This is a genomic window from Stenotrophomonas maltophilia group sp. RY12688, assembly GCF_052149045.1.
In the GTDB taxonomy this organism is placed as follows: domain Bacteria; phylum Pseudomonadota; class Gammaproteobacteria; order Xanthomonadales; family Xanthomonadaceae; genus Stenotrophomonas; species Stenotrophomonas sepilia.
In genome coordinates, this window is sequence record NZ_CP197389.1 from 3,081,460 (window position 1) to 3,106,310 (window position 24,851).

General features: G+C 67.8%; 24 protein-coding genes. 13 read left to right on the top strand and 11 right to left on the bottom strand.

Annotation, left to right across the window (positions count from 1 at the left end; translation table 11 throughout):
- Positions 1-6: 6 nt before the first annotated feature.
- Together ACS0OT_RS14505 and ACS0OT_RS14510 are read right to left on the bottom strand one after the other, a co-directional pair.
- Positions 7-540, bottom strand: a complete 534-nt coding sequence (locus tag ACS0OT_RS14505) for a hypothetical protein (RefSeq protein WP_139727469.1) — start codon at positions 538-540, stop codon at positions 7-9.
- On the bottom strand, positions 537-1,115 hold the full coding sequence (locus ACS0OT_RS14510) for an RNA polymerase sigma factor (protein ID WP_005418173.1): 579 nt from the start codon (positions 1,113-1,115) through the stop codon (positions 537-539). Before ACS0OT_RS14510 ends, ACS0OT_RS14505 begins: the two co-directional genes overlap by 4 nt.
- A gap of 126 nt (positions 1,116-1,241) precedes the next feature.
- Here ACS0OT_RS14510 and ACS0OT_RS14515 point away from each other — a divergent pair, with 126 nt between their 5' ends.
- Positions 1,242-1,421 (top strand): hypothetical protein, encoded by a 180-nt coding sequence (locus ACS0OT_RS14515; RefSeq protein ID WP_005418175.1) that lies wholly within the window; start codon positions 1,242-1,244, stop codon positions 1,419-1,421.
- Positions 1,422-1,456: 35 nt separating this feature from the next.
- Entirely contained in the window at positions 1,457-2,050 is a 594-nt protein-coding gene (locus tag ACS0OT_RS14520; RefSeq protein WP_005418176.1) for a mechanosensitive ion channel family protein, read from the top strand.
- 522 nt (positions 2,051-2,572) lie between these two features.
- Here ACS0OT_RS14520 and ACS0OT_RS14525 read toward each other — a convergent pair.
- Together ACS0OT_RS14525 and ACS0OT_RS14530 are read right to left on the bottom strand one after the other, a co-directional pair.
- Positions 2,573-2,839 carry a DksA/TraR family C4-type zinc finger protein gene (locus ACS0OT_RS14525; RefSeq protein WP_005418184.1) on the bottom strand — a complete coding sequence of 89 codons (267 nt, stop codon included), beginning with the start codon at positions 2,837-2,839 and terminating at the stop codon, positions 2,573-2,575.
- A gap of 170 nt (positions 2,840-3,009) precedes the next feature.
- Positions 3,010-3,567, bottom strand: a complete 558-nt coding sequence (locus ACS0OT_RS14530) for a DUF2058 domain-containing protein (protein ID WP_005418186.1) — start codon at positions 3,565-3,567, stop codon at positions 3,010-3,012.
- A 63-nt stretch (positions 3,568-3,630) separates the two neighbouring features.
- Between ACS0OT_RS14530 and ACS0OT_RS14535 the strand changes: the two genes are divergently transcribed.
- The 3 genes from ACS0OT_RS14535 (at position 3,631) to ACS0OT_RS14545 (ending at position 6,599) form a co-directional block, all read left to right on the top strand.
- Complete coding sequence (locus tag ACS0OT_RS14535) at positions 3,631-4,131, top strand: M48 metallopeptidase family protein (RefSeq protein ID WP_053499398.1); 501 nt, start codon at positions 3,631-3,633, stop codon at positions 4,129-4,131.
- A 47-nt stretch (positions 4,132-4,178) separates the two neighbouring features.
- Entirely contained in the window at positions 4,179-4,877 is a 699-nt protein-coding gene (locus ACS0OT_RS14540; RefSeq protein WP_065185471.1) for an RNA pseudouridine synthase, read from the top strand.
- Between the two features lie 165 nt (positions 4,878-5,042).
- Positions 5,043-6,599, top strand: coding sequence for a phospholipase D family protein (locus ACS0OT_RS14545; protein WP_442255874.1), 1,557 nt, complete (start codon positions 5,043-5,045; stop codon positions 6,597-6,599).
- Between the two features lie 3 nt (positions 6,600-6,602).
- Here ACS0OT_RS14545 and ACS0OT_RS14550 read toward each other — a convergent pair whose 3' ends face one another.
- Positions 6,603-7,679 carry an HDOD domain-containing protein gene (locus tag ACS0OT_RS14550; protein ID WP_329846192.1) on the bottom strand — a complete coding sequence of 359 codons (1,077 nt, stop codon included), beginning with the start codon at positions 7,677-7,679 and terminating at the stop codon, positions 6,603-6,605.
- A 277-nt stretch (positions 7,680-7,956) separates the two neighbouring features.
- Here ACS0OT_RS14550 and ACS0OT_RS14555 point away from each other — a divergent pair, with 277 nt between their 5' ends.
- Positions 7,957-9,054: a Glu/Leu/Phe/Val dehydrogenase dimerization domain-containing protein gene (locus tag ACS0OT_RS14555; RefSeq protein ID WP_004153019.1), complete on the top strand. Its 1,098-nt coding sequence runs from the start codon at positions 7,957-7,959 to the stop codon at positions 9,052-9,054.
- A gap of 47 nt (positions 9,055-9,101) precedes the next feature.
- Here the strand turns inward: ACS0OT_RS14555 and ACS0OT_RS14560 are convergent, their stop codons facing one another.
- Complete coding sequence (locus ACS0OT_RS14560; protein ID WP_442255875.1) at positions 9,102-11,945, bottom strand: S8 family serine peptidase; 2,844 nt, start codon at positions 11,943-11,945, stop codon at positions 9,102-9,104.
- Positions 11,946-12,127: 182 nt separating this feature from the next.
- Between ACS0OT_RS14560 and ACS0OT_RS14565 the strand changes: the two genes are divergently transcribed.
- The 3 genes from ACS0OT_RS14565 (at position 12,128) to ACS0OT_RS14575 (ending at position 14,334) form a co-directional block, all read left to right on the top strand.
- Positions 12,128-13,303: a thiolase family protein gene (locus tag ACS0OT_RS14565; RefSeq protein WP_164093631.1), complete on the top strand. Its 1,176-nt coding sequence runs from the start codon at positions 12,128-12,130 to the stop codon at positions 13,301-13,303.
- A 124-nt stretch (positions 13,304-13,427) separates the two neighbouring features.
- Complete coding sequence (locus tag ACS0OT_RS14570; RefSeq protein ID WP_005418203.1) at positions 13,428-13,769, top strand: hypothetical protein; 342 nt, start codon at positions 13,428-13,430, stop codon at positions 13,767-13,769.
- 154 nt (positions 13,770-13,923) lie between these two features.
- Complete coding sequence (locus ACS0OT_RS14575; RefSeq protein ID WP_005418205.1) at positions 13,924-14,334, top strand: hypothetical protein; 411 nt, start codon at positions 13,924-13,926, stop codon at positions 14,332-14,334.
- Between the two features lie 180 nt (positions 14,335-14,514).
- Here ACS0OT_RS14575 and ACS0OT_RS14580 read toward each other — a convergent pair whose 3' ends face one another.
- The gene (locus ACS0OT_RS14580; RefSeq protein ID WP_164093632.1) at positions 14,515-16,152 is read right to left on the bottom strand and encodes an acyl-CoA dehydrogenase family protein; all 1,638 of its coding nucleotides are present in this window, start codon (positions 16,150-16,152) and stop codon (positions 14,515-14,517) included.
- 113 nt (positions 16,153-16,265) lie between these two features.
- Here ACS0OT_RS14580 and ACS0OT_RS14585 point away from each other — a divergent pair, with 113 nt between their 5' ends.
- From ACS0OT_RS14585 to pdeM, 4 genes are read left to right on the top strand one after another with little or no spacing between them, the layout of a single operon-like run.
- Complete coding sequence (locus ACS0OT_RS14585; RefSeq protein ID WP_262090251.1) at positions 16,266-17,264, top strand: ligase-associated DNA damage response exonuclease; 999 nt, start codon at positions 16,266-16,268, stop codon at positions 17,262-17,264.
- The gene (locus ACS0OT_RS14590; protein ID WP_111178635.1) at positions 17,261-18,868 is read left to right on the top strand and encodes an ATP-dependent DNA ligase; all 1,608 of its coding nucleotides are present in this window, start codon (positions 17,261-17,263) and stop codon (positions 18,866-18,868) included. The genes ACS0OT_RS14585 and ACS0OT_RS14590 overlap by 4 nt, the downstream gene beginning before the upstream one ends.
- On the top strand, positions 18,865-21,324 hold the full coding sequence (locus ACS0OT_RS14595; protein ID WP_065196915.1) for a ligase-associated DNA damage response DEXH box helicase: 2,460 nt from the start codon (positions 18,865-18,867) through the stop codon (positions 21,322-21,324). Before ACS0OT_RS14590 ends, ACS0OT_RS14595 begins: the two co-directional genes overlap by 4 nt.
- Positions 21,314-21,955, top strand: a complete 642-nt coding sequence (gene pdeM, locus ACS0OT_RS14600; protein WP_061479805.1) for a ligase-associated DNA damage response endonuclease PdeM — start codon at positions 21,314-21,316, stop codon at positions 21,953-21,955. The genes ACS0OT_RS14595 and pdeM overlap by 11 nt, the downstream gene beginning before the upstream one ends.
- A 1-nt stretch (position 21,956) precedes the next feature.
- On the opposite strand, the gene ACS0OT_RS14605 is transcribed toward pdeM, so the two are convergent.
- The 4 genes from ACS0OT_RS14605 to ACS0OT_RS14620 form a co-directional block, all read right to left on the bottom strand.
- Positions 21,957-22,226: a hypothetical protein gene (locus tag ACS0OT_RS14605; RefSeq protein ID WP_053500349.1), complete on the bottom strand. Its 270-nt coding sequence runs from the start codon at positions 22,224-22,226 to the stop codon at positions 21,957-21,959.
- A 180-nt stretch (positions 22,227-22,406) separates the two neighbouring features.
- Entirely contained in the window at positions 22,407-23,675 is a 1,269-nt protein-coding gene (locus ACS0OT_RS14610; RefSeq protein ID WP_139727478.1) for an FAD-dependent oxidoreductase, read from the bottom strand.
- A gap of 125 nt (positions 23,676-23,800) precedes the next feature.
- Positions 23,801-24,007 (bottom strand): cold-shock protein, encoded by a 207-nt coding sequence (locus tag ACS0OT_RS14615; protein ID WP_005410590.1) that lies wholly within the window; start codon positions 24,005-24,007, stop codon positions 23,801-23,803.
- An 88-nt stretch (positions 24,008-24,095) separates the two neighbouring features.
- Positions 24,096-24,842: an S-methyl-5'-thioinosine phosphorylase gene (locus ACS0OT_RS14620; RefSeq protein WP_164230459.1), complete on the bottom strand. Its 747-nt coding sequence runs from the start codon at positions 24,840-24,842 to the stop codon at positions 24,096-24,098.
- Positions 24,843-24,851: the final 9 nt, after the last annotated feature.

Sequence of the window (24,851 nt, forward strand, 5' to 3'; positions counted from 1 at the left end):
GTCTCCTCAGGTCGTCAGGCCGGACTCGGCGGCATAGGCCGCCTGCCGGGTCAGTTCCAGCCGCAGCGCATAGGTGCGCTTGAGCTGGCCAAGCAGGTGAGGCGCACGTGGATCCTGCGCCAGCGCGGCCTGGATCTGTGCCGCGCTTTCATCCAGTTCGTGCAGGGCCGGCTGCCATTCCGGTGCCCGGCCTGCGGGCAGCGAGGCCACCGCCTCCCGGTACTGCTCGGTCATCGCCGCAGCCTGCAACTGCAGGGTAGACGGCACCGGCGCATCCGGCTGCACGTGGCGCCATGGCGCCACCGCGTACAGCGCCAGGCTGGCCGCCAGGACAGCGCCGGCCGGCAACCACCAGCGGCGCCGCGAACGCGCTGGCAGCGCCACCACGTTGTCGGCCGGCACAGGCGCCGCCTGCGGCTCGCGCGGCGGCAGCTGCGCCGACAGGCGCGCCCAGCCATCGGCGGGAACATCTCGCTCGCTGGGCAACGCGCGCAGCCGGGCCAGCAGATCGTGATCGGAATCGTGTTCGTGTGTACTCATGTCATGTCTCCCAGCCGTGCGCGCAGCAGGCCGCGCGCACGATGCAGCTGTGCCTTTGAACTGCCGACGGCCATCTGCAGCTGCTCGGCGATTTCCTGGTGCTTCCAGCCTTCGATGTCGTGCAGTACCAGTACCGCACGCGCCCTCGGAGGCAGCGTCGCGAGTGCGCGCTCCAGGTCGCGCTCGGTACCGGCACAACGGTCGTGCACCGCCAGCTCCTGCAGGCCGCCGTCGACCTCCTCCAGACTGTCGTGGTCCTGCCCGGCGGCGCGCCCGCGCAGTTCCATCAGTGCAGCGTTGACGCCCAACCGGTGCAACCAGGTCGACAGGCTGCTTTCGAACCGGAACCCCGGCAGCGCCTTCCATGCCTGCAGGAACGCTTCCTGCAGGGCATCCTCGGCACGCGCCTGCTGGCCCCCGCACAGGCGCCACAGTACGGCGAACACGCGCGGCGCATGGCGCCGGTACAGCAGTTCGTAGGCCGCAGTGTCACCGGCGGCGGCCGCCCGCACCAGGGCGGGTTCGTCGACAGGGGCGTGGGCGGCAGGCGGCGCTGGCATGGTGGTGTCGAGCATATCGCTTGGATGCGGCGACCCGGAAAAAGGTTTAGAGCCGATCGCCGATCAAGGCCATGCAACCTTTTCGACAATGGCTGCATCCATGGAAGGTCATTCGAGAAAACACCTCCAGGGAGTTCCGCCATGTCCAGCTCGTCCTGCGCCGCCCTGCTGGTAATCGTCGCTTGCGTCGTGCTGCAGGCATCGGGCCTGTCCTTGCGGTTGTGCCCCGACAACGGCCGCGCCTGCCTGCAGCAGCATCGACAGGAGCTGGTCTGCCTGGCGTGGTCGCCGATGGTCGAAACCCCGGCACGCGCCGGGTAACATCGAGGCCGTTCCCACCACCTGTTTTCGCCCCCATGATGTTGTCGCTGAAGGATCACCTGCCGGCCTGGAGCCACCCATGGCTGAACTACGCGGGCGTGGCCCTGCAGATCGTGCTGGTGCTGCTGGTCGCCTGGCTGCTTCGGGTACTGGCCCGTCGCCTGATCCGGCGCTTTGCCGAGCACTACACGCTGCCACCTGAAATGGTGATGGGCGCGCGCCGGATCACCAGTTTCGTGGTCTATTTCAGCGCCCTGCTGTATATCCTCAGCCTGCTCGGCGCGAAGCCTTCAGTGCTGTGGACCGCGTTCACCGGCTTCGCGGCCGTGGGCGCAGTGGCCTTCTTCGCGGCCTGGAGCGTGCTCTCCAACATCTTCTGCACGTTGCTGATCTTCACCACTCGCCCGTTCCGCCTGCATGACTACATCGAAGTGCTGGAGAACGGCGAGAAGCCGGGACTGAAGGGGCGGGTGATCGACGTGAACCTGATCTACACCACGCTGCAGGAAACCGGCGACGGCCATGAGGGTACGGTGCTGCAGCTGCCGAACAACCTGTTTTTCCAGCGCACGGTGCGCCGCTGGCGCGACCCGGCGCAGGCCCCCGGCGGCATCCAGGGCGACGGCTGAGGGTGGGGTTTTCGGCAGGGCTGCGCCCTGCACCTGCAGAGGCCGAAGCCGAAGCAAGATCAAGAGCGGCATTCCGTGGGATGGCGGGGCGGTGTGGGTGGTCAGGACACGCCGTAAACCCATCCATGGGGGCTCGATGGCGCCATCCATGGCGCCAACGGTCCTGCCCACCCACACCGCCCCACCTCTGACAGATTCCGCGCGCTGTTGGTGGGTGCCGACCGTTGGTCGGCACATCTGTCAGATATCGATAGTCAGAATTGGATCCGACCCCGTGCCGACCAACGGTCGGCACCCACCATCAGCAGCAGGTTCCAACAGATCGCGGAAATCTGTCGAAGGCGGGGTGGGTCCGGTTGAGGGGGCGTGAGCCGCATGGATGCGGCGAACGAGCTTACATGGACGTACTTGCAGCGTCCCCCTCAATCGGACCCACCCCGCCATCCCACGGATAGCACGCTTTTGCCGTTGCCGTTGCCGTTGCTCCAAGCAGGTGCAGGGCGCAGCCCTGCCGAGCACCCCTTACCTCAGCTGGCTGTCCTTGCTGCCACGCCGGTTGTAACCGGCATGCGCCTGCTCTTCTTCGTCATGCGCCTGCTGGCACGCCACGCACAGGCGAACTCCCGGCACAGCACGACGTCGCGCCAACGGAATCGGCGCTTCACATTCCTCACAGTGCTCGAGGCCCGGGCCCTGCCGCAGCTGGCGGCGCGCGCGGGCGATCGCATCGTCGACGGTGGCGTCGATCTGGTCCTGGACCGCGCCATCTCCCGCCCAACCGGTGGCCATGGTCTTCCTCCGCAGGTGTGTCGCCTGATATGGGGACGATACACCCGCGCACAAATGAGCAGGCCAGTGTTGCGCCGAGCCGTGCCCGGTGCGCCTTCAGCAAGCTGAGCAGAACGCCAACGGATCCAATCGGGGCGATCGCGACTTAATCCCCTCCGTCCCCTTTTTGCCTACCAGATCAGGTCGTCCGGCACCTGGAACTGGGCGTAGTAGGCGTCGTCCTCGGCGTTGCCGGTGGAGATCTCGGCAGTCGAGCCCGGCTGGCCGTGGTCGACGATGATCGCCTCCGGAGCCCGCTCGCGCACCTTCTCGGCGGCGGCGCGCGGCAGCAGGGCGTAACCCTCGCCATTGGCGACGATGACCAGCACGCCCACCGACAGCGCCTTGCGCAGCTTGGGGTCGATCAGCAGGGTGCGGATCGCCGCGCCATCGCTGAAGCGATACTCGTCATCGCCCTTGTGGGGTACTGCATGGGCCGCGATGATCTGCTTCGCCTGTGCCTTCTGTTCCGCCTGCCTGGCCTGGGCATTGCGCTCGGCGGCCAGCGCACGGTCGCGCTCGACCTTCTCGGCACGGGCACGTTCAGCCTCACGCTGGACCTCGGCCGAGGCCGATTCGGCCTTGCCTTGGCGGGCCTTGGCCTGCTCCCGCGCGGCGGCGCTGGCCTGCGACTTCTTGGCCAGACCGGCCTTGAGCAATTGTTCCTGCAGCGCGTTGGGCTTTGCCATGGTTGGTACATACCGCGTGTAATCTTGGATGCTTCCATTCTACCGACGCCCCGCCGCCCCTGCATGGCAGTCCTGAAGTACCTCACCGGCTACCCCGAACCCCTGGTCGCCCAGGTCAGCGAACTGCTGGCGCAGGGCAAGCTCGGCCCCTGGCTGCAGCAGCGCTATCCCGACCCGCACGAGGTGCGCAGCGACCGCCAGCTGTACGACTACACCCAGGCGCTGAAAGATCGCTACCTGCGCAAGTCGGTGCCGCTCAACAAGGTCTGCTACGACAACACCCTGGAAGTGATCAAGCACGCGCTGGGTACGCATACCGCCATTTCCCGCGTGCACGGCAGCCGCCTCAAGGCCAGCCGCGAGATCCGCATCGCTACGGTATTCCGCCAGGCGCCAGCGGCGTTCCTGCGCATGATCGTGGTGCATGAGCTGGCCCACCTGAAGGAAGCCGACCACAACAAGGCCTTCTACCAGCTGTGCCAGCACATGGAACCGGATTACCTGCAGCTGGAGTTCGATACCCGTCTCTACCTGACCGAGCTGGCCAACCGCAGCCAGCGCTGACCGGCCGCAGCAGCTACACTGCGCGCCCCCTGCCCGACCTGCCCGCCATGGAACCGATCCGTCTCGACAAACGCCTGTCCGCCCTGCTCGGCATCCCCCGCGGCGAAGCGCGGCGCTATATCGAAGGCGGCTGGGTAACGGTCGACGGCGAAGTGGTGGAACAGCCGCAGCGCCCGGTCGATGACAGCGTGGTGATCGTCGTGGCCGAGCAGGCCAGTGATGAAAAGGCCGAGCGGGTCAGCATGCTGCTGCACAAGCCGGCCGGCGTTGCTGCTGAGACCCTGTGTGCGCTGGTCAGCAGTGACAGCCGCAGCGAACTTGATGCCAGCGACATCCGTCCGTTGCAGCGCCATTTCCACGGCCTGCAGCTGGCCGCTGCACTTCCGGCCAGCGACAGCGGCCTGGTGGTGGTCAGCCAGGATCCGGCCACGCTGGCCCATCTACAGCGCAATCTGGGCCGCACCGAACAGGAATACCTGATCGAAGTGGCCGAAGGCGGCCCCGAGCGAGGACCGTGGCTGCTGGCGCGGCTGCAGCAGGAATCCGGCGGCGCGAAGGTCAGCTGGCAAAGCGAGCAGCGCCTGCGCTTTGCCGGCAAGGGGCTGACCGCCAAGGGGCTGCGCGTGTCGGTGACCGCCGCCGGGCTGCAGGTGCTGGCCGTGCGCCGACTGCGCATCGGCCGCGTGGCATTGGGGCCGCTGCCGCCGGCGCAGTGGCGTTACCTGGGCAGCGACGAGCGGTTCTGAGGCCTGCGGGTCAGGGCCCTTTCCTGCAGAAACGGGTCCGCCCCCCATCCGTGACGCCCGCGGGGTCGGATCCCTTGCCGAAGGCAAGGGCGCTGACGCCCTATCGATCCTGCAGGCATTCCTTCACGCAGGGCGTGGATCTACCATCGAGGCATGAGCCTGCCCATGCCCCTGTGGCGACGCCTGTTGCGCGTCGCTGCAATCATCCTCGCCGCGCTGTTGCTGCTGGTCCTGTCCGGGCTGCTGCTGGCCGACCATCTCACGCCACAGGCACAGGGCGTGCCCTCGCATGTACTGCCATTGCAGCCGGCGCAGACCCGCATCGACCAGCAGATCGTGCCGCTGCAGGACGCGCATCCCGGGCAATCAGGCGTAGCGTTCCTCAGTGATGGCATGGATGCCTTCGCCGCGCGCGCGATGATCACCGCGCACGCTGGCCGCAGCCTGGACCTGCAGTACTACATCTGGCACGACGACCTGATCGGCCACCTGATGGCCAAGGCGCTGCATGACGCCGCCGAGCGCGGTGTGCGCGTGCGCATCCTGCTCGATGACATGAACGCCAAGGACAAGGACGCGCTGATGATGGCGCTGGACCGGCACCCCAACATTGAAATCCGTCTCTACAACCCGTTCCGCAACCGGACCGGCATCCTGCGCGTGGTGGAGATGGTGCAACGCTTCTTCAGCGTGAACCACCGCATGCACAACAAGAGCTGGATCGCCGATGGCCGCGTCGCGATCGTCGGCGGCCGCAACATCGGCGAGGAGTACTTCAGCGCGCGCACCGATGTGAACTTCCAGGATCTGGACCTGCTGGTCGCCGGCCCTGCCGTGGAGCAGGCCAACCGGATCTTCGACGACTACTGGAACAGCGAGGCCGCCATTCCGGTATCCGCGCTTGCCTTCCATACCGATGCACAGCTGCGCCTGCTGGTGCGCGAATCGGATCATGAGGCGCAGCGGGACGTGGCCCGGCCCTACCTTGCGCGCGTGGCCGAATCGCGCCAGCGGCAACGCCCGAGTCCCGAGCCATTGCACTGGAGCAGTGCAGTGCGCATCGTCTCGGACCCGCCGATGAAGCATCGCAGGGATGATCGCGCTGCCTGGCTGGTGTCGACCCTGATCAGCGAGCTGCAGGCCGCCCGGCACAAAACGTTGTTGATCTCACCCTACTTCGTGCCAGGCAACGAAGGCCTGGATGGCTTTTCGGCCATGGCCGGGCGGGGCGTGCAGGTCGGCGTGGTGACCAACTCACTGGCTGCCAACGACGTCGCCGCCGTGCACGGCGGCTACATGAGCTACCGCGTGCCGTTGCTCGAAGCGGGCGTCCACCTGTACGAACTGAAGGCGCAGGGGCAGTCCGGCGATGCCGGCATGTTCGGCAGCAGCGGCGCGAGCCTGCACACCAAGGCGTTCGTGGTCGACGACCGCCGCGGCTTCGTCGGCTCGTTCAACCTCGACCCTCGCTCGGCCTACCTCAACACCGAAATGGGCGTACTGTTCGACGACCCGGTGCTGGGGGCGCAGCTGCGCGATGAGTACCTGCGCCTGGCGGACCCCAGGCACAGCTGGTGGCTGGCGCTGGACGACCGAGGCCGGCTACGCTGGCTGGAGCGTGAACCGCCACCGCACTGGGTGGAGGCCGAACCCGGCGCGAGCCTGGGCAAGCGCTGGACCGCACGGGCCATCAGCTGGCTGCCGGTCGAATCGCAGCTGTAGTACTCAGGCCGCCGGGCCGGCCTGGTCCTGTCCGGCCTCATCCAGCGTTTCCACGCTGCGCCCATGCAGGCGCCGCCAGATCCAGCGCAAAGCATGCGGCGGCGCTGAAGGCAGCTGCTCCAGCAGCGCCAGCATGCGGCTCTGGCTGGCATGCCCATGGCGGCACAACAGGCTGGCCGCTGCGGCGGCGCTGGCCAGGCGCAGGCTGTCGGCCAGCGCCCCTTCTGCATCCACGGCCAGGGCCTGGTGAACCGGCTCAGGCAGCTCCCATGCGGCGGCGACCCGCTGCGCCAACGGTAACGACCACTGCTGCAGCAGCTGCAGGGCCAACGCCGGCTCCACGGCCTCGCCGCGGGCCTGCGCTTCCTGCAGCAGCTGGCGCATTACCAGTGACGCGCCCAGTCCCTGCACCAGGCCCAGCCACTGCGCAGCGAAGGCATCACCCAAGGTGACCGTACGTGCGTGATCGGCGGCCGCGCGCGAGGCCAGCAGCGCGTGCTCCCAGATGATCGCGCTGAACTGCGGGAACACTTCGCACTGCACCTGCATCACCGGCTGCACCAGTACCGCGCTGATGATCTGCCGCACGCCTTCGGTACCCACCAGTGTCACCGCCCGCTGCAGGCTTTCGACCGGGCGCTCATGCACCTTGTAGGCCGGGCTGTTGGCGATGCGCAGCAGGTTGCCGGTCAGTACCGGGTCCTGGCCGATGATCGCGGCCATCACCCGCGCTGAGGCGGCATCGTCGTTGACGGTTTGGATCAGCTGCGGCAGCAGTTGCGGCCGGCGGGGCAGCTGCCTGGCCGCCCAGTTGCGGTCCTGCAGCGCGCGCGCCACCGCCTCGCCCAGCGCTGCGGCCTGCACCGGCGTGGATTCACCGGCCAGACGCGGGTACAGGGCCAGGGCATGCAGGCCACGGTGCAGATGTGCAGCGATCTCGGCCGGGGGCAGCGCCTCGCCCTGCAGGCTCGCCGCTGCGGCGGCCACCGCCTGGCGGGACGCAGCAACCAGCCGCGACGGTGCCGCCCCGGTCGAACGCGCCAGCCAGCCGCGCAGCGATCGCCACCAGGCCGCTGTCATCGCCGCCTGCCCTGTCGTTGTGGTGCCCTTGCCGTCACTGACCGCCTGCCTCTTCACGCGAATCCGGCCACCCGCCGTCGTCGCAGCATCGGCCGCATTTTCATCTTCTTTAACTGCAAGGCATGCGATGTCGACGGCACCGGCCGGGGGAATGGACTAGAATGGCGCCGCGCGACCCGTCCCCCAGCCATGACGACGTCGCTTTTTTTGTTTTGGGACCCTACCGTTCACTGGCCGTTCGCTGCAGTTCGCCGCTGTTCGCGCCATCGGAGACGCCATGCTATTCGAAACCCTCGCCACCACCGGCCACGAACAAGTGGTGTTCTGCCACAACCACGATGCCGGCCTGCAGGCGATCATCGCCATCCACAACACCACCCTGGGCCCGGCCCTGGGTGGCGTGCGCATGCGTCCGTATGCCAGCACCGACGAGGCGCTGGCCGACGTGCTGCGGCTGAGCCGGACGATGACCTACAAGAATGCGCTGGCCGGCCTCAACGTCGGTGGTGGCAAGGCGGTGATCATCGGCGACCCGAAAGTGGACAAGACTGAAGTACTGTTCCGCGCCTTCGGCCGTTATGTCGACTCGCTGGGAGGGCGCTACATCACCGCCGAGGACGTCGGTACCGACGTCAACGACATGGAGAACATCTACCTGGAGAGCCAGTTCGTGACCGGCGTGCACCAGGTCCATGGCGGATCCGGCGATCCGGCCCCGTTCACCGCCTACGGTGCGCTGCAGGCGCTGATGGCGGCGATGCGCTTCAAGTTCGGCCATGAGGAAGTGGGCAAGACCAGCATCGCAGTGCAGGGCCTGGGCCACATCGGCATGGAGCTGGTCAAGCTGCTGCGCGATCGCGGCGCCAAACTGTATGTCACCGACCTGGACAGCGCGCTGGTTGATCGCGCGGTCAGCGATTTCGGCGCCGAAGCGGTCAAGCCCGACGAGATCCACGAAGTGAACGCCGATGTGTTCGCACCGTGCGCGCTGGAAGGCGCGATCAACGCCGACACCCTGCCGCGGATCAAGGCGAAGATCATCTGCGGTACCGCCAACAACCAGCTGTCGAGCCTGGAAATCGGCGATGAACTGCATGCGCGCGGCATCCTGTATGCACCTGACTACGCGGTCAACGCGGGCGGCGTGATGAACGTGTCGCTGGAGATCGATGGCTACAACCGCGAACGCGCGATGCGCCTGATCCGCAGCATCTACCACAACCTCACCCGCATCTTCGAACTGTCGCAACGCGAGAACATCGCGCCGCAGCGGGCAGCCGACCGCATCGCCGAAAGCCGTATCCTGTCGATCGGCAAGCTGAAGATGCCGCTGGGTCGCAGCACCCCGCGCCTGGGCAACCTGCGCGGAGGCTGAGCCTGCCGATGTCGCGCCGGGCCTTTCGACCCGGCGCGACCGCCCGTTCAGAACCCGGTGCTGTAGCGCAACGCCGCCTGGCGCGCGCCTTCGCCGCCGACGCGTTGGTCGAAGCCCAGGCTCAGGCGGCCGTTGCGGCCCCACCACGACTCCAGCGCCACGCCGAACAGCGCACTGCCGCGCGGCGCGTTCCAGCCCGCAAGTGGCGCCCATGCATCAACGCCGACGAAACTGGCCTGCCAGTCCGCATCGGCACCATCGAGCCGCTGCTGCCATTCGGCATGCCCGCGCAGGGTCCAGCGCCCCCAGCCACGTTCGCCGCGGATACCGGCCAGCATCTGGCTGCGCTGTACGCGGTTGGCATCGCCACGCAGGCCGAAGCCGAACCCGCCCAGTTCGTTGAAGGCATCGGTATCCACGCGCGTGCTGCTGGCGCCCACGTAGGGTGTGAACGACGCACCCGCGCGGCCGAAACGATAGCCGCCTTCGACACTGGCACTGCTGAAACGTCCGCCGTAACGTGCAGAGACACCGTAGGCGCCGGCGCCCAGCAGCAACTGGCGATCCAGCGCCCGGGTGAACTGGCCGCTGCCGACCTGCGCCAGCGCATAGCCCCGGCCCAGGTTCCAGCCGGCATACAGCTGCGCCTGCGCCTGGCGATCACGCCCACGATCACCACCGACGCTGCTGCCACCATTGCTGCGGGTTTCGCCAAAGGCCACGCCCATCAGCCCATTGCTGCCCAGTGGCAGGTCCTGGCCGGCCATCCAACCGCGGCTGTCGGCGGCATTGCCGGCGAAACTGCCCTGCCCGGCTTCGCCGAGCGCGCTCTGCCAGGCCCCGCGCAGGCGCGGCGCCGCCTGCACGCGATCAAAGCGCTCGGCGATCGCGCGGCGTGACATGTCGATGCTGTCGAAGGTGGCCGACTCGGCCCGCGCATGCGCCTGTCCGGACAGGCTCTGCAAACTGGCCTCGAGGCCTTTGCTGCCACCGCCGGTCCACTGCAGCGCACCGGCGGCCGTACCGAAGGCCGAGCCCTGCAGCGTCGTATCGCCATCAAGCACGCTGAACGCACTGTCCACGCGCTGCGCAGCCGACTGCGCCGAGGCCGTGAGCCCGGTCGCGGCCGCCGTGACGCTGACCTGGGTCAGGTTCAACCAAGCGTTGTTGCTGTCATATCCATAGCTGCTCTGCAGCAGCGACAGGCCCTGCAGGCCGCTGGAGGTGGCCGGGCTGCCGAAGGTGCCGCTGAGGCCGGCGGCGGCGTGGATCAGGTCCTGGCGGCTGCCGTTCTGCGGCACATAGCCGGAGACGAAGCCGTGCACGCGCACGCCCCCGTTGATCGTGGCGTTGCCGGTGACCTGCAGCGCATTGGCACCGAGCGCGATCATCAGCTGCGCGCCGGCCTGCTGGGTGTAGTTGCCCTCGATGGTGCCGGTGGTGTTGCCGGTGGTCAGGAACACGCTGCTGCCGTTGACCACATTGCCGATCACGCGCGGCGTACCGCCATTGAACTGCAGGCCGGTCGAATCCGGATCGGGCTGCGCCAGGATCGTCACGTTGGAGCGGATCACGCTGCCGTTCTGCAGTGACAGGATGCCGCGCTCGATGCGGGTGGCACCGCTGTAGCTGTTGTTGCCCCCCAGCACCAGGGTTCCCCCGCCCTGCTTGACCAAGCCACCGCTGCCGACGATGTCATTGCTCCACAGCGAGCCACTCGATGGCGCATCGACATTGGCCACCACATCGCCCCAGTCGAAGCGCTCCGGCCCCTTGATCGCCCGCGAGATGTCGAGCAGGCCGTAGCCGAACACCGCATCCACGCCGGGCGCACCGATGTCCTTGGCGGTGCCCAGCAGGGTCTGCCGCACCAGGTCGTTGTCGAAGTACGGGTAGCGCTGCCAGACCAGGGCGGCGGCGCCGGAAATCAGCGGGGCGGCGAAGGACGTGCCGTAGTTCCAGTAATAGCTGCCGCCGTTGGCATCGGGATAGACCGCGCTGCCCGGCGCCGCCAGGCAGTAGCGCGCGGCCTGGCCGCAGGCATTGGCGTAGCTGGCCAGCGTGCCCGGTGCATACGGATCCACCGCAGTGGCCACCAGCCAGCCGCGCTCCAGATCGGCCGCCGGCAGCGAGCCGGCAACGCCCAGCTGGCTGGGCAGCGCGGCCAGGCTGCTCGGCTCGGGACGCGCATCGTTGCCGGCCGCGAACACCACCAGGCCGCCATGGTTGATGACGAACGGCCGGTACTCGGCCGCCACCTGCGCGGTGGTCGGCAGGTCGGTCCAGTACAGGCCGCCCCACGAATTGTTCATCACCTTCACGTTGTAGCTGATCAGGTCCTGGTGGACCTGCGCCACGCCCAATGGGCCGCTGAAGGAATTGCCCTTGCCGCTGCCGTCATCGACGGGCGGCTTGTCGGCGATGATCCGCGCCGAAACGATCTGTGCGCCGGGGGCGATGCCGCCCGGCCAGGATCCCACCGAAGCACCCGCGGCCAGGCTGGCCACCGCCGTGCCGTGGCCCACCACGTCGTCCACCTGCAGGTTGTTGCGGGCGGGGTCGATGTAGTTGAGGTTGGCGACCACGCGCCCGTTCAGCGCCACTGCGTTGCGCTGCACGCCCGAATCGACGATGCCGATGCGCACCCCCTGCCCGGTCAGGCCGGCGGCCTGTGCGGCACGCGCATTGGTCACGGACAGGTGCGCGTCGAAGGCCGGCTCCTGCGGCTTGGCCGGAGGCGGTGTGGTCGGCGGGGGCGTGGTCGGGGGCGTCGGGGTGGTCGGGGGTGGATCGATGCGGACATTGCCGCCGCCTCCGCCGCCACCACATGCCGTCAATGCCATCGCCAGCGCCGACGCCAGCGCCGACCTCACCATCATCGTGCGTTCCATCGATTCCTTCCCATGAACGTTGGCCTGCCTACATCCCGGCAGGCATGCGGTGCCGCCCAGCGGCGGCCCTCCCCGACCCTCTATACTTGGGTCGACCCCCACGCAGTCTGCCGGGAAATCGCGGCGCTTCCAACGTCCTCGGTCTCCTTTCCGAACATTGCTTACGCATCAACGAGATTGCCATGTCCAACATCGTCATCGCCGCCGCCAAGCGCACCGCCATCGGCTCCTTCCTCGGCCAGTTCAACGGCGTGCCGACCCCGACCCTCGGCGCGGCCGCCATCGCGGCCGCCCTGGAACAATCGGGCGTGCCGGCCAGCGACGTCTCTGAAGTCCTCATGGGCTGCGTGCTGCCGGCCAACCTCGGCCAGGCGCCCGCCCGCCAGGCGGCGATCGCCGCCGGCATTCCGCTGTCGACCGGTGCCACCACCCTCAACAAGGTGTGCGGCTCGGGCATGAAGACCATCATGCTCGGCCATGACCTGATCAAGGCCGGTTCGGCCAGCATCGTGATCGCCGGTGGCATGGAATCGATGTCCAACGCCCCGCACCTGCTGCCCAACTCGCGTACCGGCAACCGCTTCGGCAACTTCCAGGCGATCGACCACATGGCCCACGACGGCCTGGTCAACGCCTACGACGGCAAGGCCATGGGTGAATTCGCCGAATGCGCCGTGGACAAGTACCAGTTCAGCCGCGAGGAACAGGACGCCTACGCGATCGAATCGGTCAAGCGCGCACAGGCCGCACAGGCCAATGGGGCATTCGCCGACGAGATCGTCGCGGTGAAGGTCGCCACCCGCAAGGGTGAGGTCGAGGTCGCCACCGACGAGCAACCCGGCCGCTCCGACATCGCCAAGATCCCGACCCTGCGCCCGGCCTTCAAGAAGGACGGCAGCGTCACCGCCGCCAGCTCCTCCAGCATCTCCGACGGCGCCGCCGCAGTGGTACTGCTGACCGAGGAAGACGCCAACGCACGTGGCATTACCCCGCTGGCGCGCATCGTCGGCCACGCCACCCATTCGCAGGAACCAGAATGGTTCACCACCGCCCCGATCGGCGCGATCCACACACTGCTGGCCAAGACCGGATGGTCGCTGGACCAGATCGACCTGTTCGAAATCAATGAGGCCTTCGCCGTGGTGGCGATGGCACCGATGCGTGAACTGGGCATCCCGCACGACAAGCTCAACGTGAATGGCGGGGCCTGCGCACTGGGCCATCCCATCGGTGCCTCCGGTGCACGCCTGGTGGTGACCTTGGTCAACGCCCTGCGCACGCGCGGTGGCAAGCGCGGCATTGCCACCCTGTGCATCGGTGGCGGTGAAGCAACAGCCATCGCCATCGAATTGATTTAAAAAGATTTAACGACGATTTCGCAAAAATGAATGCGGGATCGCTTGACACCCAATCTTGGCTTGTCATCATGTTGTCGGCGCGCAGCATGCGCGTTGCCTAATTCTAACGACGAGGATTTACACAATGAGCATCAACAAGCTGCTGGTCGCGATGTCCCTGGCTCTGGCCCTGGCCGCCTGCTCGAAGCAGGAAGCTGCCCAGGACGCCGCTGCTTCGGCCAACGAAGCCGCCACCGAAGCCCAGGCTGCTGCCGACCAGGCCGCCGCTGCCGGCGCCCAGACCGCCGACGCTGCCCAGCAGGCTGCCAACACCGCCGCCACCGCTGCTGACGCTGCGACCGACGCTGCTGCCAACACCGCTGCTGCCGCGACCGACGCTGCTGCTGGCGAAGCCAAGGACGCTGCCAAGGCTGCCGAAGCTACCGCTGAGCAGGCCAAGGACGCTGCTGAAGAAGCCAAGAAGTAATAACTTCTTTCTTCAGGCTGTTCTGGAAAAGCCGCTGGTTCGCCAGCGGCTTTTTCTTTGGCCTGCTGCCTGCGCGCGCCTCGGATCGCGACCCCGTCTTCACAACGGCATGAATAGGCTGGCGTCCCCATCCATTGCAGTACCGGAGACCGCCATGAAGATTCGCCCGATCACCACCACGCTGCTGGCCGCCTCCCTGCTGCTGGCCCTGGCCGCCTGCAAGGGTCCGGAAGCCGAACAGGCCAAGCAGGACGCGCAGCAGGCCGCCGACAGCGCCGGCGCTGCCGCCCGTGACGCCGTGGACAGGGCCGCCGAAGCCACCCGCAACGCTGCCGACAAGACCGCTGCCGCTTCCGAGCAGGCCGCCGCCGATACCCAGCAGGCACTGGACAAGGCCGCAGACGCCACCGCAAACGCCGCAGACAAGGCCAAGGTTGCGGCCACCGACGCCGCTGCACATGCCAGCGACGCCACTGCGGACGCCGCACAGAAGGTTGCTGACAAGGCCCGTGATGTCGCCAATGACGCCAAGGCCAACGCCGCCAAGGAAGAAGCCAAGCACTAAGGCCTACCGGCAGCCGGGCATCGTCTCGGCGCTACAGGAAAAGCCGCGGCACTGCCGCGGCTTTTCTGCTTTTCGCTCTCTGCTCTTTCTGTTGATTCCGTGCTGGACGCGTACGGAAAGTGTCCAAGGACGCGCGGGTAGGTTGCGCAGGGGCGTAAGCGCCATCGCCGTTGGCCGCCCCTAAGGCAGCGCGCGCGCCAGCATTGCCGACAGATCCACACCCGCCGGCAGCGTCCCGAACACCAGCCCATGCTCCCCTTCCAGCCGGCTGCGCACGAACGCTTCAGCCATTGGACTGCCCGCCCGCAACATCAACGCTGCCTGCAACAGCAGCGCAGTGCGCTCGCAGAAAAGCCTCGCCTGCGACTCATCCGGTGCCGGTGCCGCTGCCCAACGCTGCAATGCCGCTGCGTAGCGCGCATCACGATCGGCCACCGCTGCCAGCTCGGCGCGCAGCGCCGCCAGTGCCTCCGGTTCACGTGCCAGCGCGCGCAGTACGTCCAGGCACTGGATGTTGCCACTGCCTTCCCAGATCGAATTCAACGGCGCCTGCCGGTACAGCCGCGGCAGCATCGATTCCTCCACATAGCCTGCGCCGCCGAGGCATTCCTGCGCTTCGTTGACGAAGGCCGGCGCGCGCTTGCACAGCCAGTACTTGCCCAGCGCCGTTCCCACCCGTGCCAGCGCAGCTTCGTTGGCATCCACGGCGGCGCGATCCACCGCGCGTGCGATGCGCATCGAAAGTACCGTGGCCGCTTCCGATTCCAGTGCCAGGTCGGCCAGCACATTGGTCATCAACGGGTGCTCGACCAGCAGCTTGCCGAAGGTGCGGCGATGGCGTGCGTGGTGCAACGCCTGCGCCAACGCCATGCGCATTTCCGCCGCTGCGCCCAGCATGCAATCCAGGCGGGTCATCATCACCATGCCGATGATGGTGGCCACGCCACGCCCCTCCTCGCCCACCCGCCATGCCTGCGCGCCGCAGAACTCGACTTCGCTGGAGGCATTGGCCCAGTCGCCAAGCTTGTCCTTCAACCGCATCAACCGGAATGCGTTGCGGTCACCGTCGGCCAGCCGGCGCGGCATCAGCAGGCAGGTCAGTCCTCCCGGCGCCTGCGCCAGCACCAGGAAGCCATCGCACATCGGTGCGGAAAAGAACCACTTGTGGCCGACAAGGCGATAGCGCTCACCATCGATCGGTTCGGCGCGCGTGCTGTTGGAGCGCACATCCGAGCCGCCCTGCTTCTCGGTCATGCCCATGCCCAGGGTGATGCCGGCCTTGTCAGCCACCGGCACGTCGCGCGCGTCATAGACCGGCGCTGCGGCCTTGCGTGCCCACTCGGCCAGATGCGGCTGCGTGTGCAGCACCGCTACTGCTGCATGGGTCATCGTCAACGGGCAACTGGTGCCGGCCTCGGCCTGGTGGTGCAGGTAGCTCAACACCGCACGCGCGACATGCGCGCCGGGTTGCGGTTCATGCCAGGACAAGCCGGCGACACCGTGCGATTTCGCCGTCTCCATCAACTGGTGATAGGCCGGGTGGAACTCCACCGTATCGATGCGATGACCCTGCGCATCATGCGTGCGCAGGCGTGGGCGATCGCGGTTGGCATCGAAGCCGAGCCGGTACAGCTCGTCGCCGGCCAGCGCGCCATAGACCGCCAGGCGTGGCGCGAAGCCGCCAGCGCCTTCGCGTTGCACGGCTTCCATCAGCGCCACGTCGTCAGTCCACAACTGGCGCCCCGCGAACGGTGGCGGCTGGTTCAACACCACATGGGTTTCGTAGGGCGCGTCGCTGCTGAAGCTTGGTCCACTCATCCGGTCCATCCTGGCGGCAAGAGGTATGCGGCCCGATTGTGCCGCATGACTTGCCAAGCCCGTGTTCAGGCCGGTTCTCACCGTCTGCACGAGCAGCAGGCCACAGTGATCGCATGGCAGCCAACGACGATCTGGTGGTGCTGCGCCCGGAAGGGCTGTACTGCGCCGCCGGCGATTTCCACATTGATCCCTGGCGACCGGTAGCGCGCGCGGTCATCACGCATGGCCACGGGGATCACGCCCGCCCGGGCATGGGCGAGTACCACTGCAGCGAAGGCAGCCTGCCGATCCTGCGCTGGCGCCTGGGCGATGTTCCGGTGCAGGCGCACGTCGAGGGCGTGCCGTTCCGCCTGGGCCGGGTACAGGTATCGCTGCATCCAGCCGGTCACGTCCTGGGATCTTCGCAGGTGCGCATCGACGACGGGCGGCAGGTCTGGGTCGCCTCCGGCGACTACAAGCGGCAGCCTGACCCAACCTGTGCGCCGTTCGAAGTGGTGCCCTGCGATACCTTCATCACCGAAGCCACCTTCGCCCTGCCGATCTACCGCTGGCCGGACACTTCGGCCGTTGCTGCCGAAATCGTGGCGTGGCGCCGCGAATGCGAACAACGCGGCGAGGCTGCGATCCTGCTGTGCTATGCGCTGGGCAAGGCACAGCGGGTGCTGGCAGAGCTGCGGCCACTGGACGATCGGCCGGCCTGGCTGCATGGCGCCATCGCCAATGGCGTGGCGGTGTACCGGCAGGCCGGCGTACCGATGCTGGAGACGCTCACCGTGGCCGAACAGGGCCGCCGGCCCGATGCCGCCGGCCAGTTGATCCTGGCCCCGCCCTCGGCTGCGGGCACGCCCTGGATGCGCCGCTTCGGCCGTCACCAGCTGGGCTTCGCCTCGGGCTGGATGCAACTGCGCGGCAACCGTCGCCGCCGCAACGTCGATCGAGGCTTCGTCATTTCCGACCACGCCGATTGGCCAGCACTGCTGCAGACGATCCAACAGACCGGCGCGCAGCGGGTGATCGCCACCCATGGCAATACCGATGCGTTGATTCCGTTCCTGCGCGAGCGCGGCGTGGCTGCCGAAGCCTTCCGTACCGATTTCGGGAGCGAGGAATGAAGTCCTTCGCAGCGCTCTACCAACGCCTGGACCGCAGCACTGCCACGCTGGACAAGCGCGCAGCGCTGGTCGACTACTTCCGCCAGGCAGGCGCACACGATGCGGCGTGGGCGCTGTACCTGCTCAGTGGTGGCAAGGTGGGCGGCGCGCGCAGGAAGATCGCCGCCAGTGGCGAACTGCGCGCGTGGATCGCCGAGCAATCAGGGTTGCCACCGTGGCTGGTGGAAGACAGCTATGCGCAGGTGGGTGACCTGGCCGAAACGCTGACCCTGCTGTTGGACGACCCACCACACCCCTCGCCTGACCGGCCCCTGGCCGAATGGATCGAACAGCACCTGCTGGCGGTCGCCAACCAACCCGAGGCGGTGCGTCGCGCGGCGATCGTCGCCGGCTGGCAGCAACTGTGCAGCGGCGAACGCCTGGTATTCAACAAGCTGCTGACCGGCGCCCTGCGCGTTGGCGTGTCGCAGCGACTGGTGCAGCAGGCGCTGGCCGAGTGGTCCGGCCTGGACATCGCACGCATCGCCCAGCGCATGCTGGGCGAGTGGGTGCCCTCGCCCGGCGTTCTGGCCCAGCTGCTGTCGCCGGATGAATTGCCGCTGGACCGGCAGCAGCCCTATCCGTTCTTCCTGGCCTCGCCACTGGAGGGATCCCCTGCCGAACGACTCGGCCCGATCGATGACTGGCTGCTGGAATGGAAGTGGGATGGCATCCGCCTGCAGCTGCTGCGCCGGCGCGGCGAGGTCGCCTTGTGGTCACGCGGCGAAGAGCGGCTGGATGGCCGCTTCCCCGAGATCGAACAGGCAGCGATGGCGCTTCCCGATGGCTGCGTGCTGGACGGCGAGCTGCTGGCCTGGGACGAAGCCGCGGACCTGCCGCGTGCCTTCACTGCGCTGCAGACGCGCATCCAGCGCCGAAAACCCGGTGCGGCCACCCTGCGCAACACGCCGGTGCGGGTGCTCGCCTATGACCTGCTTGAACTCGATGGCGTAGACCTGCGCGAACGTCCGCTGCAGCAGCGGCGCGCGCGTCTCGCCGAGGTCGTCGGTGCACTGAACGATGCACGGATCCAGCTCTCACCGGGCGTTGACGCCGACGACTGGCTCCAGGCGGCGGCAATGCGCGACGTGGCACGCGAACGCGGCGTGGAAGGACTGATGCTGAAACGGCATGCCTCGCCCTACCAGGCCGGGCGCCGCCGCGGTGACTGGTGGAAATGGAAGGTCGATCCGCTCACCATCGATGCGGTGCTCCTGTACGCGCAGGCCGGCCATGGGCGGCGCAGCACGCTGTACACCGACTACACCTTCGGCGTCTGGGACGGCGACACGCTGGTACCGGTCGCCAAGGCCTATTCGGGCCTGGATGACAAGGAAATCCTCGCGCTTGATCGCTGGATCCGCGCCAACACCCGCGAGCGCTTCGGCCCGGTGCGCAGCGTTCGCGCCGAACACGTCTTCGAGCTGGGCTTCGAGGCAGTCAACCGCAGCAGCCGGCACAAGTCGGGCATCGCCGTGCGTTTTCCGCGCATCCTGCGCTGGCGCCACGACAAGCCCGCCAGCGAAGCCGATCAGTTGGCCACGCTGCAGGCGTTGGCACGATGAACCGCAGCCAGGCACTGCGCCGGCTGGAAGACTGGTTCGCGTCCAGAGGCTGGCGCTCACTGCCGTTCCAGCGCGCGATGTGGCGTCACTATCTCGCCGGCGAATCCGGGCTGCTGCACACACCCACAGGCAGCGGCAAGACACTGGCGATGTTCGGCGGACCGCTGCTGCAGGCCATGATCGACCCGCCACCCTCCCCCCGCCGCGCCAGCGCGGTCCGCCCGCTGCAGGTGCTGTGGGTGACCCCCTTGCGCGCGTTGGCCAGCGACACCGCGCGCGCGCTGCAGACCGTGGTCGATGGGCTGGGGCTGGGTTGGCGTGTCGGCCTGCGCAGTGGTGACGCCAGCAACCGCGAGCGGCGCCAGGCGCGCGAGGGCCGCATCGACGTACTGGTGACCACGCCGGAATCACTGGCGCTGCTGCTGAGCTATCCGGATACGCTGCCGCGCATGCAGCGGCTGCGCTGCATGGTGGTGGACGAATGGCACGAACTGCTGGGCAACAAGCGCGGTGTGCTGCTGCAGTTGAACCTGGCAGTGTTGCGCCAGGCCGCGCCTGCATCGCAGCTGTGGGGACTGTCGGCCACGCTGGGCAATCTGGATGAGGCGCGCGATGTACTGCTGCCCGGGCAACCGGATGCACCGATCGTGCAGGGCGTACGCCCTCGCGCAGTGAGCGTGCGCAGCGTGCTGCCGGACCCTGGCGAACATTTCCCCTGGGCCGGGCATCTGGGCCTGGCGCAGCTGCCACGCGTGCTGGATGCACTGATGCAGGCACGCAGCAGCCTGCTGTTCACCAATACGCGCGCGCAAGCTGAATTGTGGCATCAGGCGCTGGCCGCAGTCTGGCCGGAAGAACCGGACACGCTTGCGCTGCACCACGGCTCGCTGGACCCGGTGCTGCGCCAGCAGGTGGAGGATGGCCTGCGCGCGGGCGCGCTGCGCTGCGTGGTTGCCACCTCCAGCCTCGACCTCGGCGTCGACTTCCCCGAGGTTGAGCAGGTACTGCAGCTGGGCAGCCCGAAGGGCGTGGCGCGCCTGCGCCAGCGCGCCGGACGCGCACGGCACCGCCCGGGTGCCAGCGGTTCCATCCTGTGCGTGCCCAGCCATGCGCTGGAACTGGCCGAGTACGCCGCCGTGCGCCGTGCGTTGGCCGGGAACGTGGTCGAAGCGCGCAGGCCGCCGACGCTGCCGCTGGATGTGCTGGCCCAGCATGCGGTCAGCCGCGCCCTGGCGGGCGGCTTCGACAGCGCCGACCTGCTGGCGCAGGTGCGGCGTACCCATGCCTTCGCGTCGCTCGGCGACGACCAGTGGCAGGCCGTGCTCACATTCGTCGTGCAGGGTGGCCAAGCGCTGGCCCAGTACCCCGATTTCCACAAGGTCGTGCGTGATGCCGATGGGTGGTACCGCATGCACGACCGTCGCCAGGCGCTGCGTCATCGGCTGTCGATCGGCACCATCAGCAGCGATGGCAGCGTGCGCGTGCAGTTCCTGCGCGGCGGCAGCCTGGGCGCCGTGGAGGAACAGTTCGCCAGCCGCCTGCGCCGTGGCGACCGCTTCCAGTTCGCCGGGCGCCTGCTGGAGCTGGTGCAGCTGCGCGACATGACTGCCTTCGTCCGGTTGGCACGAGGACGCGGTGAGGGGATCGTGCCGCGCTGGCAGGGCGGCCAGTTGCCGCTGTCGATGCCGCTGGGCCGCGAGCTGGAGTGGGTACTGTCCGGTGCTGACGACAGCGCCGAGTCACGCTGGCTGTCACCCCTGCTGGCACTGCAGCAGCGGTTGTCGGCGCTTCCCGGCCCAGCCCATCTGCTGGTGGAGGATGTGCGTCGTCGCGAAGGCCAGTTCCTGTTCGTCTATCCCTTTGCCGGCCGCCACGTGCATGAGGCGCTGGCCGCCCTGCTGGCGCTGCGCTGTACCCGCCGGCAGCGCAACAGCATCGGCTATGCGGTGAACGATCACGGCCTGGTGCTGGCACCGGCACAGGCCATCGATCTGGATGCGGCGCAATGGCGGGCGCTGTTCTCCACCGATCAGCTGCTGGATGATCTGCGTGCTGCGGTGAACCTGGGCGAGCTGGCGCGTCGCCAGTTCCGCGGCATCGCACGCGTCGCCGGCCTGCTGGTCCCCAGCCTGCCCGGTGGCATGCCACGGGCACTGCGCCAGCTGCAGGCGTCCGCGGGACTGCTCTACGACGTACTGCGCGAGCACGACCCGGATCACCTGCTGCTGGCGCTGGCGGAACAGGAAGTGCTGAATGACAGCCTCGACATGCCGGGGCTGCAACAGGTACTGGCCAGGGTTCGGATGCAGACCCTCTCGGTGCAGCGCCCGGCGTCACTCACGCCGTTGGGTTTCCCGCTGTGGGCCGAACGCCTGCGCGGGCAGTTCAGCAACGAAGACTGGCGTACCCGGGTGCAACGCGCGGCCCAGCAGCTGGAGCGTCGGCATGGCCGATGAACTGCCGCTGCTGCGCGCAGGCGAGCCGCTGGTGCTGCTTGGCGCGCGTGCACTGTACTGGCCCGCGCGGCAGGCACTGCTGCTCGCCGACCTGCACCTGGGCAAGGCCGATGTCTTCCGCCGCGCAGGCATCGCGCTGCCCGGCGGCGGTACCGGCAAGGACCTGCAACGCCTGCAGGGGCTGCTGGACGCGCGTGCCTGCCGCGAGGTGTGGATCCTGGGCGACATCCTGCACGGCCCGGCGCATCGTGCTGCGTGGTACCAGCAATGGCTGGGATGGCGCGAACGCAATGCCGCACTGGACGTGCATGTCCTGCGCGGAAATCATGACCGGCAGCTGCCGCATGCCGAGCTGCAGGTGCAGATCCACGACGAAGTACGGTTGCCACCGTTCCTGCTTCGGCATGAGCCGGTGCCCGATGCGGAGCTGCATGTGATCGCCGGGCATCTGCATCCACAGATCGCTTTGCCTCCGTTGCGGCGGCGCTTCCCCGCATTCTGGCTGCGTGACAGGATGACGCTCCTGCCGGCCTTCTCCGCGTTCACCGCCGGAATCGTTCCTGTTCCCGCTGCCGGCGAACAGATGGTCGCCTGCGTGGACAACGGCCTGGTGGCACTGCCCCTGGCTTGAATCAGGCCGGACGGATATCCAGCTGCGGCATCAGCTGGAACTCAGGCGTGTCCTCTTCCCGTCGCCGCGGCAATGCCTGGATCGCCGCCAGCATCTCCTGCGCGCAGGTGCGGATGCGCGTGTGGTGCTCAGGCGACGCATGACTGATCAGGCTGCCGACATGGAACTCGAACACGTCCTCCAGTACGTCGGGCTGGTCCTCGTGCAGCATCTGCAACAGACCGCGCAGCTTGCAGATTTCCGATTCCAGCTCCTCGACCGCGAACAACATGGCATCCTCCTCTTCGACAACAGGCGGCACATCCGGGCCGCAACAGGCCGCGACGGCAGCGCCTCCCGGGCCACGCGCGATGTTGATCACGGAAAGGAAAACGGGCGACGCGCAATCGCGTGCAACCTACTTCTCGCATATGCGCAGTGAGGCAACCGTTAATTCACGTGACGACGCGTTTCACGCAGTGGCTGTGATCGCGTTGATGCGAGGCACCTGCGCCGCAGTGGCCAGCGCGTCGACGAAAGCCGGATCCAGCGCGAGCGAACCGAACCAGCCATGCTGGGTACCGCTGAGCACACGCAGCATGTGACCACGTCCACCCGGCAGGCGCCCCATCGGGCCGAGCAGCACGTCGCGCGCTTTGGCCCAGGCATCGCGATCGGACTGGAACAGCGGCGTCAGCCAACGGCTCCAGCGCTGGTAGACCGCAACGTGTGCCCTGCGCTGCGCCTGGTAGGCCTGCAATGCCGTGGCACCGCCACCATGCGCGCGCAAGGCATCGCGCAGCGCCAGCGCATCGAGCAGCGCCATGTTCACGCCCTGGCCCAGCTGTGGGCTCATCGCATGCGCGGCATCGCCGGCCAGCACCATGCGGCCGTGATGCCAGCGCGTCATCACTGCGTCGCGGTAGACGGCCCGTGCCAGCTGGCCGGCGTCACGCAGATGCGCGAAGCGTGCACTGGCCTGCGGCCACAGCGCATGCAGTTCGTCCAGCCAGGGCGTCATGCCGTCGGCCTGCCAACGTTCGAAATCGTCGCGTGGCAGGCTCCAGAAAAAGCTCAGGCGCGGCGTGTCATCACCGGGCCGCGTACCGACCGGCAACAGCCCGATCATCTTGCGTGCGGCCACGTAGCGCTGCCGCAGCTCCTGCAGGTGTGGCCAGTCTTCGGCCGGCAACAGGCACCACAGCGCACCCCACGGATACACGCGATCCAGTCCGTTACCGTCTTTGATCGTGCCGCGCAGCGTCGAGGCCGCACCATCGGCGGCCACCACGAGGTCGAACGCACCGTGCAGGCGCCCTTCGCTGTCACGCAGGCGGCCGTGCTCGGCATCCACTGCAGCGATGCTGACGCCGGCATGCAGCTGGCCCGCACCTGCACGCGCATCATCCAGCAACGAGAACAGGGCGCCGCGCTGCATGCCAAGGCCGTGCAGGCGCGCGTCCAGGCCGGCGTAGCGCATGTCCATCACTGCGCGTTCGCACGGCGTATCGCCGTACAGGCGATGCACCGGCGCGGCATGCGCGCGCACGGCGTCAAGCAGGCCCATCTGCCACAGCACCTGCAGGCCGCTGGGCTGCAGCAGGAAACCGGCGCCAACCGGTCCCGGCGTGGGCACACGTTCGAAGATCTCCACCTCGTGGCCATCACGGGAGAGCAGGATGGACAATGCCTGTCCAGCGGTGCCGTAGCCGATCACGGCGATGCGCAGTCGTTCCTTCATGGGCGCATTGTGCCCGAGCACAAATCCGGATGCCCAGCGGGGCCTCCGCCCACGGCAGCGCAATTCTTGTCGCAGGGCAAAAAAAACCCCGCCGGAGCGGGGTTTTCAACGCACTGTCGAGTGGATCACTCGGCCGGCGTGATGTTCGAAGCCTGGGCGCCCTTCGGGCCCTGGGTCACGTCATAGGTGACACGCTGGCCTTCCTGCAGGCTGCGGAAGCCCTTGGAGTTGATGGCGGAGAAGTGCGCGAACACGTCGGCGCTGCCATCCTCCGGCGAGATGAAGCCAAATCCCTTGGCGTCGTTGAACCACTTGACGGTACCGTTCGGCATGGTGATGCGAGACCTTATGCAATGAATGGGTGGTGTACGCTGAACCCGCGCACAAGCTGAGTATGCAAAGCTTGCTCGGGGAAGACAATCACCCCCGCGCCAATTCGCCCACCAGTTCCGGAAGTCCGTTGCTGGCCGCCTGCACATTGGCCAGCACTTCGGCCATCGTAATCTCCTCGCCATCACCGCAGCCGGCGGCCCAGTTGGCGATGATCGCCAGGCAGGCATAATCCAGCCCCAGCTCCCGCGCCAGTGCGGCTTCCGGCATGCCGGTCATGCCCACCAGATCGCAACCGTCGCGGCGCATGCGGGCGATTTCGGCGACGGTTTCCAGGCGCGGGCCCTGCGTTGCGCCATAGCAGCCACCGTCATGGACCGTGACACCGGTCACTTTGGCTGCCGCCAGGATCTTGCTGCGCAGCATCGGCGTGTACGGATGGCCGAAATCGACGTGGACCACGTCGGAGCCTTCTTCTTCACAGATCGTGCTGATGCGGCCCCAGGTGTAGTCGATGATCTGGTCCGGGCAGGCGAGCACGCGCGGACCGAAGTTCTCGGTGATGCCCCCCACCGTGTTCAATGCCAGCACCCGCTGCGCGCCCAGCTGCTGCAGCGCAGCCAGGTTGGCGCGGTAGTTGATCTTGTGCGGCGGCAGCGAATGCCCCTCGCCATGCCGCGCCAGGAACGCCACGCGATGGCCGAGCAGCGTGCCCACGCGCACCGGGCCCGATGGGCGGCCGAAGCGGGTGTCGACCTCGTGGGTCTGCACGTCGTCAAGCTTGGCCAGGTTGTAGACACCGGTACCGCCGATCACGGCCAGGGCGATCTGTTGCATTAGAAGCAC

Excerpts from the sequence above, each read along its gene's own strand:
- ACS0OT_RS14505 (WP_139727469.1), bottom strand. The coding sequence starts at position 540 with ATGAGTACACACGAACACGATTCCGATCACGATCTGCTGGCCCGGCTG.
- ACS0OT_RS14510 (WP_005418173.1), bottom strand. The coding sequence starts at position 1,115 with ATGCTCGACACCACCATGCCAGCGCCGCCTGCCGCCCACGCCCCTGTC.
- ACS0OT_RS14515 (WP_005418175.1), top strand. The coding sequence starts at position 1,242 with ATGTCCAGCTCGTCCTGCGCCGCCCTGCTGGTAATCGTCGCTTGCGTC.
- ACS0OT_RS14520 (WP_005418176.1), top strand. The coding sequence starts at position 1,457 with ATGATGTTGTCGCTGAAGGATCACCTGCCGGCCTGGAGCCACCCATGG.
- ACS0OT_RS14525 (WP_005418184.1), bottom strand. The coding sequence starts at position 2,839 with ATGGCCACCGGTTGGGCGGGAGATGGCGCGGTCCAGGACCAGATCGAC.
- ACS0OT_RS14530 (WP_005418186.1), bottom strand. The coding sequence starts at position 3,567 with ATGGCAAAGCCCAACGCGCTGCAGGAACAATTGCTCAAGGCCGGTCTG.
- ACS0OT_RS14535 (WP_053499398.1), top strand. The coding sequence starts at position 3,631 with ATGGCAGTCCTGAAGTACCTCACCGGCTACCCCGAACCCCTGGTCGCC.
- ACS0OT_RS14540 (WP_065185471.1), top strand. The coding sequence starts at position 4,179 with ATGGAACCGATCCGTCTCGACAAACGCCTGTCCGCCCTGCTCGGCATC.
- ACS0OT_RS14545 (WP_442255874.1), top strand. The coding sequence starts at position 5,043 with ATGCCCCTGTGGCGACGCCTGTTGCGCGTCGCTGCAATCATCCTCGCC.
- ACS0OT_RS14550 (WP_329846192.1), bottom strand. The coding sequence starts at position 7,679 with ATGACAGCGGCCTGGTGGCGATCGCTGCGCGGCTGGCTGGCGCGTTCG.
- ACS0OT_RS14555 (WP_004153019.1), top strand. The coding sequence starts at position 7,957 with ATGCTATTCGAAACCCTCGCCACCACCGGCCACGAACAAGTGGTGTTC.
- ACS0OT_RS14560 (WP_442255875.1), bottom strand. The coding sequence starts at position 11,945 with ATGGAACGCACGATGATGGTGAGGTCGGCGCTGGCGTCGGCGCTGGCG.
- ACS0OT_RS14565 (WP_164093631.1), top strand. The coding sequence starts at position 12,128 with ATGTCCAACATCGTCATCGCCGCCGCCAAGCGCACCGCCATCGGCTCC.
- ACS0OT_RS14570 (WP_005418203.1), top strand. The coding sequence starts at position 13,428 with ATGAGCATCAACAAGCTGCTGGTCGCGATGTCCCTGGCTCTGGCCCTG.
- ACS0OT_RS14575 (WP_005418205.1), top strand. The coding sequence starts at position 13,924 with ATGAAGATTCGCCCGATCACCACCACGCTGCTGGCCGCCTCCCTGCTG.
- ACS0OT_RS14580 (WP_164093632.1), bottom strand. The coding sequence starts at position 16,152 with ATGAGTGGACCAAGCTTCAGCAGCGACGCGCCCTACGAAACCCATGTG.
- ACS0OT_RS14585 (WP_262090251.1), top strand. The coding sequence starts at position 16,266 with ATGGCAGCCAACGACGATCTGGTGGTGCTGCGCCCGGAAGGGCTGTAC.
- ACS0OT_RS14590 (WP_111178635.1), top strand. The coding sequence starts at position 17,261 with ATGAAGTCCTTCGCAGCGCTCTACCAACGCCTGGACCGCAGCACTGCC.
- ACS0OT_RS14595 (WP_065196915.1), top strand. The coding sequence starts at position 18,865 with ATGAACCGCAGCCAGGCACTGCGCCGGCTGGAAGACTGGTTCGCGTCC.
- pdeM (WP_061479805.1), top strand. The coding sequence starts at position 21,314 with ATGGCCGATGAACTGCCGCTGCTGCGCGCAGGCGAGCCGCTGGTGCTG.
- ACS0OT_RS14605 (WP_053500349.1), bottom strand. The coding sequence starts at position 22,226 with ATGTTGTTCGCGGTCGAGGAGCTGGAATCGGAAATCTGCAAGCTGCGC.
- ACS0OT_RS14610 (WP_139727478.1), bottom strand. The coding sequence starts at position 23,675 with ATGAAGGAACGACTGCGCATCGCCGTGATCGGCTACGGCACCGCTGGA.
- ACS0OT_RS14615 (WP_005410590.1), bottom strand. The coding sequence starts at position 24,007 with ATGCCGAACGGTACCGTCAAGTGGTTCAACGACGCCAAGGGATTTGGC.
- ACS0OT_RS14620 (WP_164230459.1), bottom strand. The coding sequence starts at position 24,842 with ATGCAACAGATCGCCCTGGCCGTGATCGGCGGTACCGGTGTCTACAAC.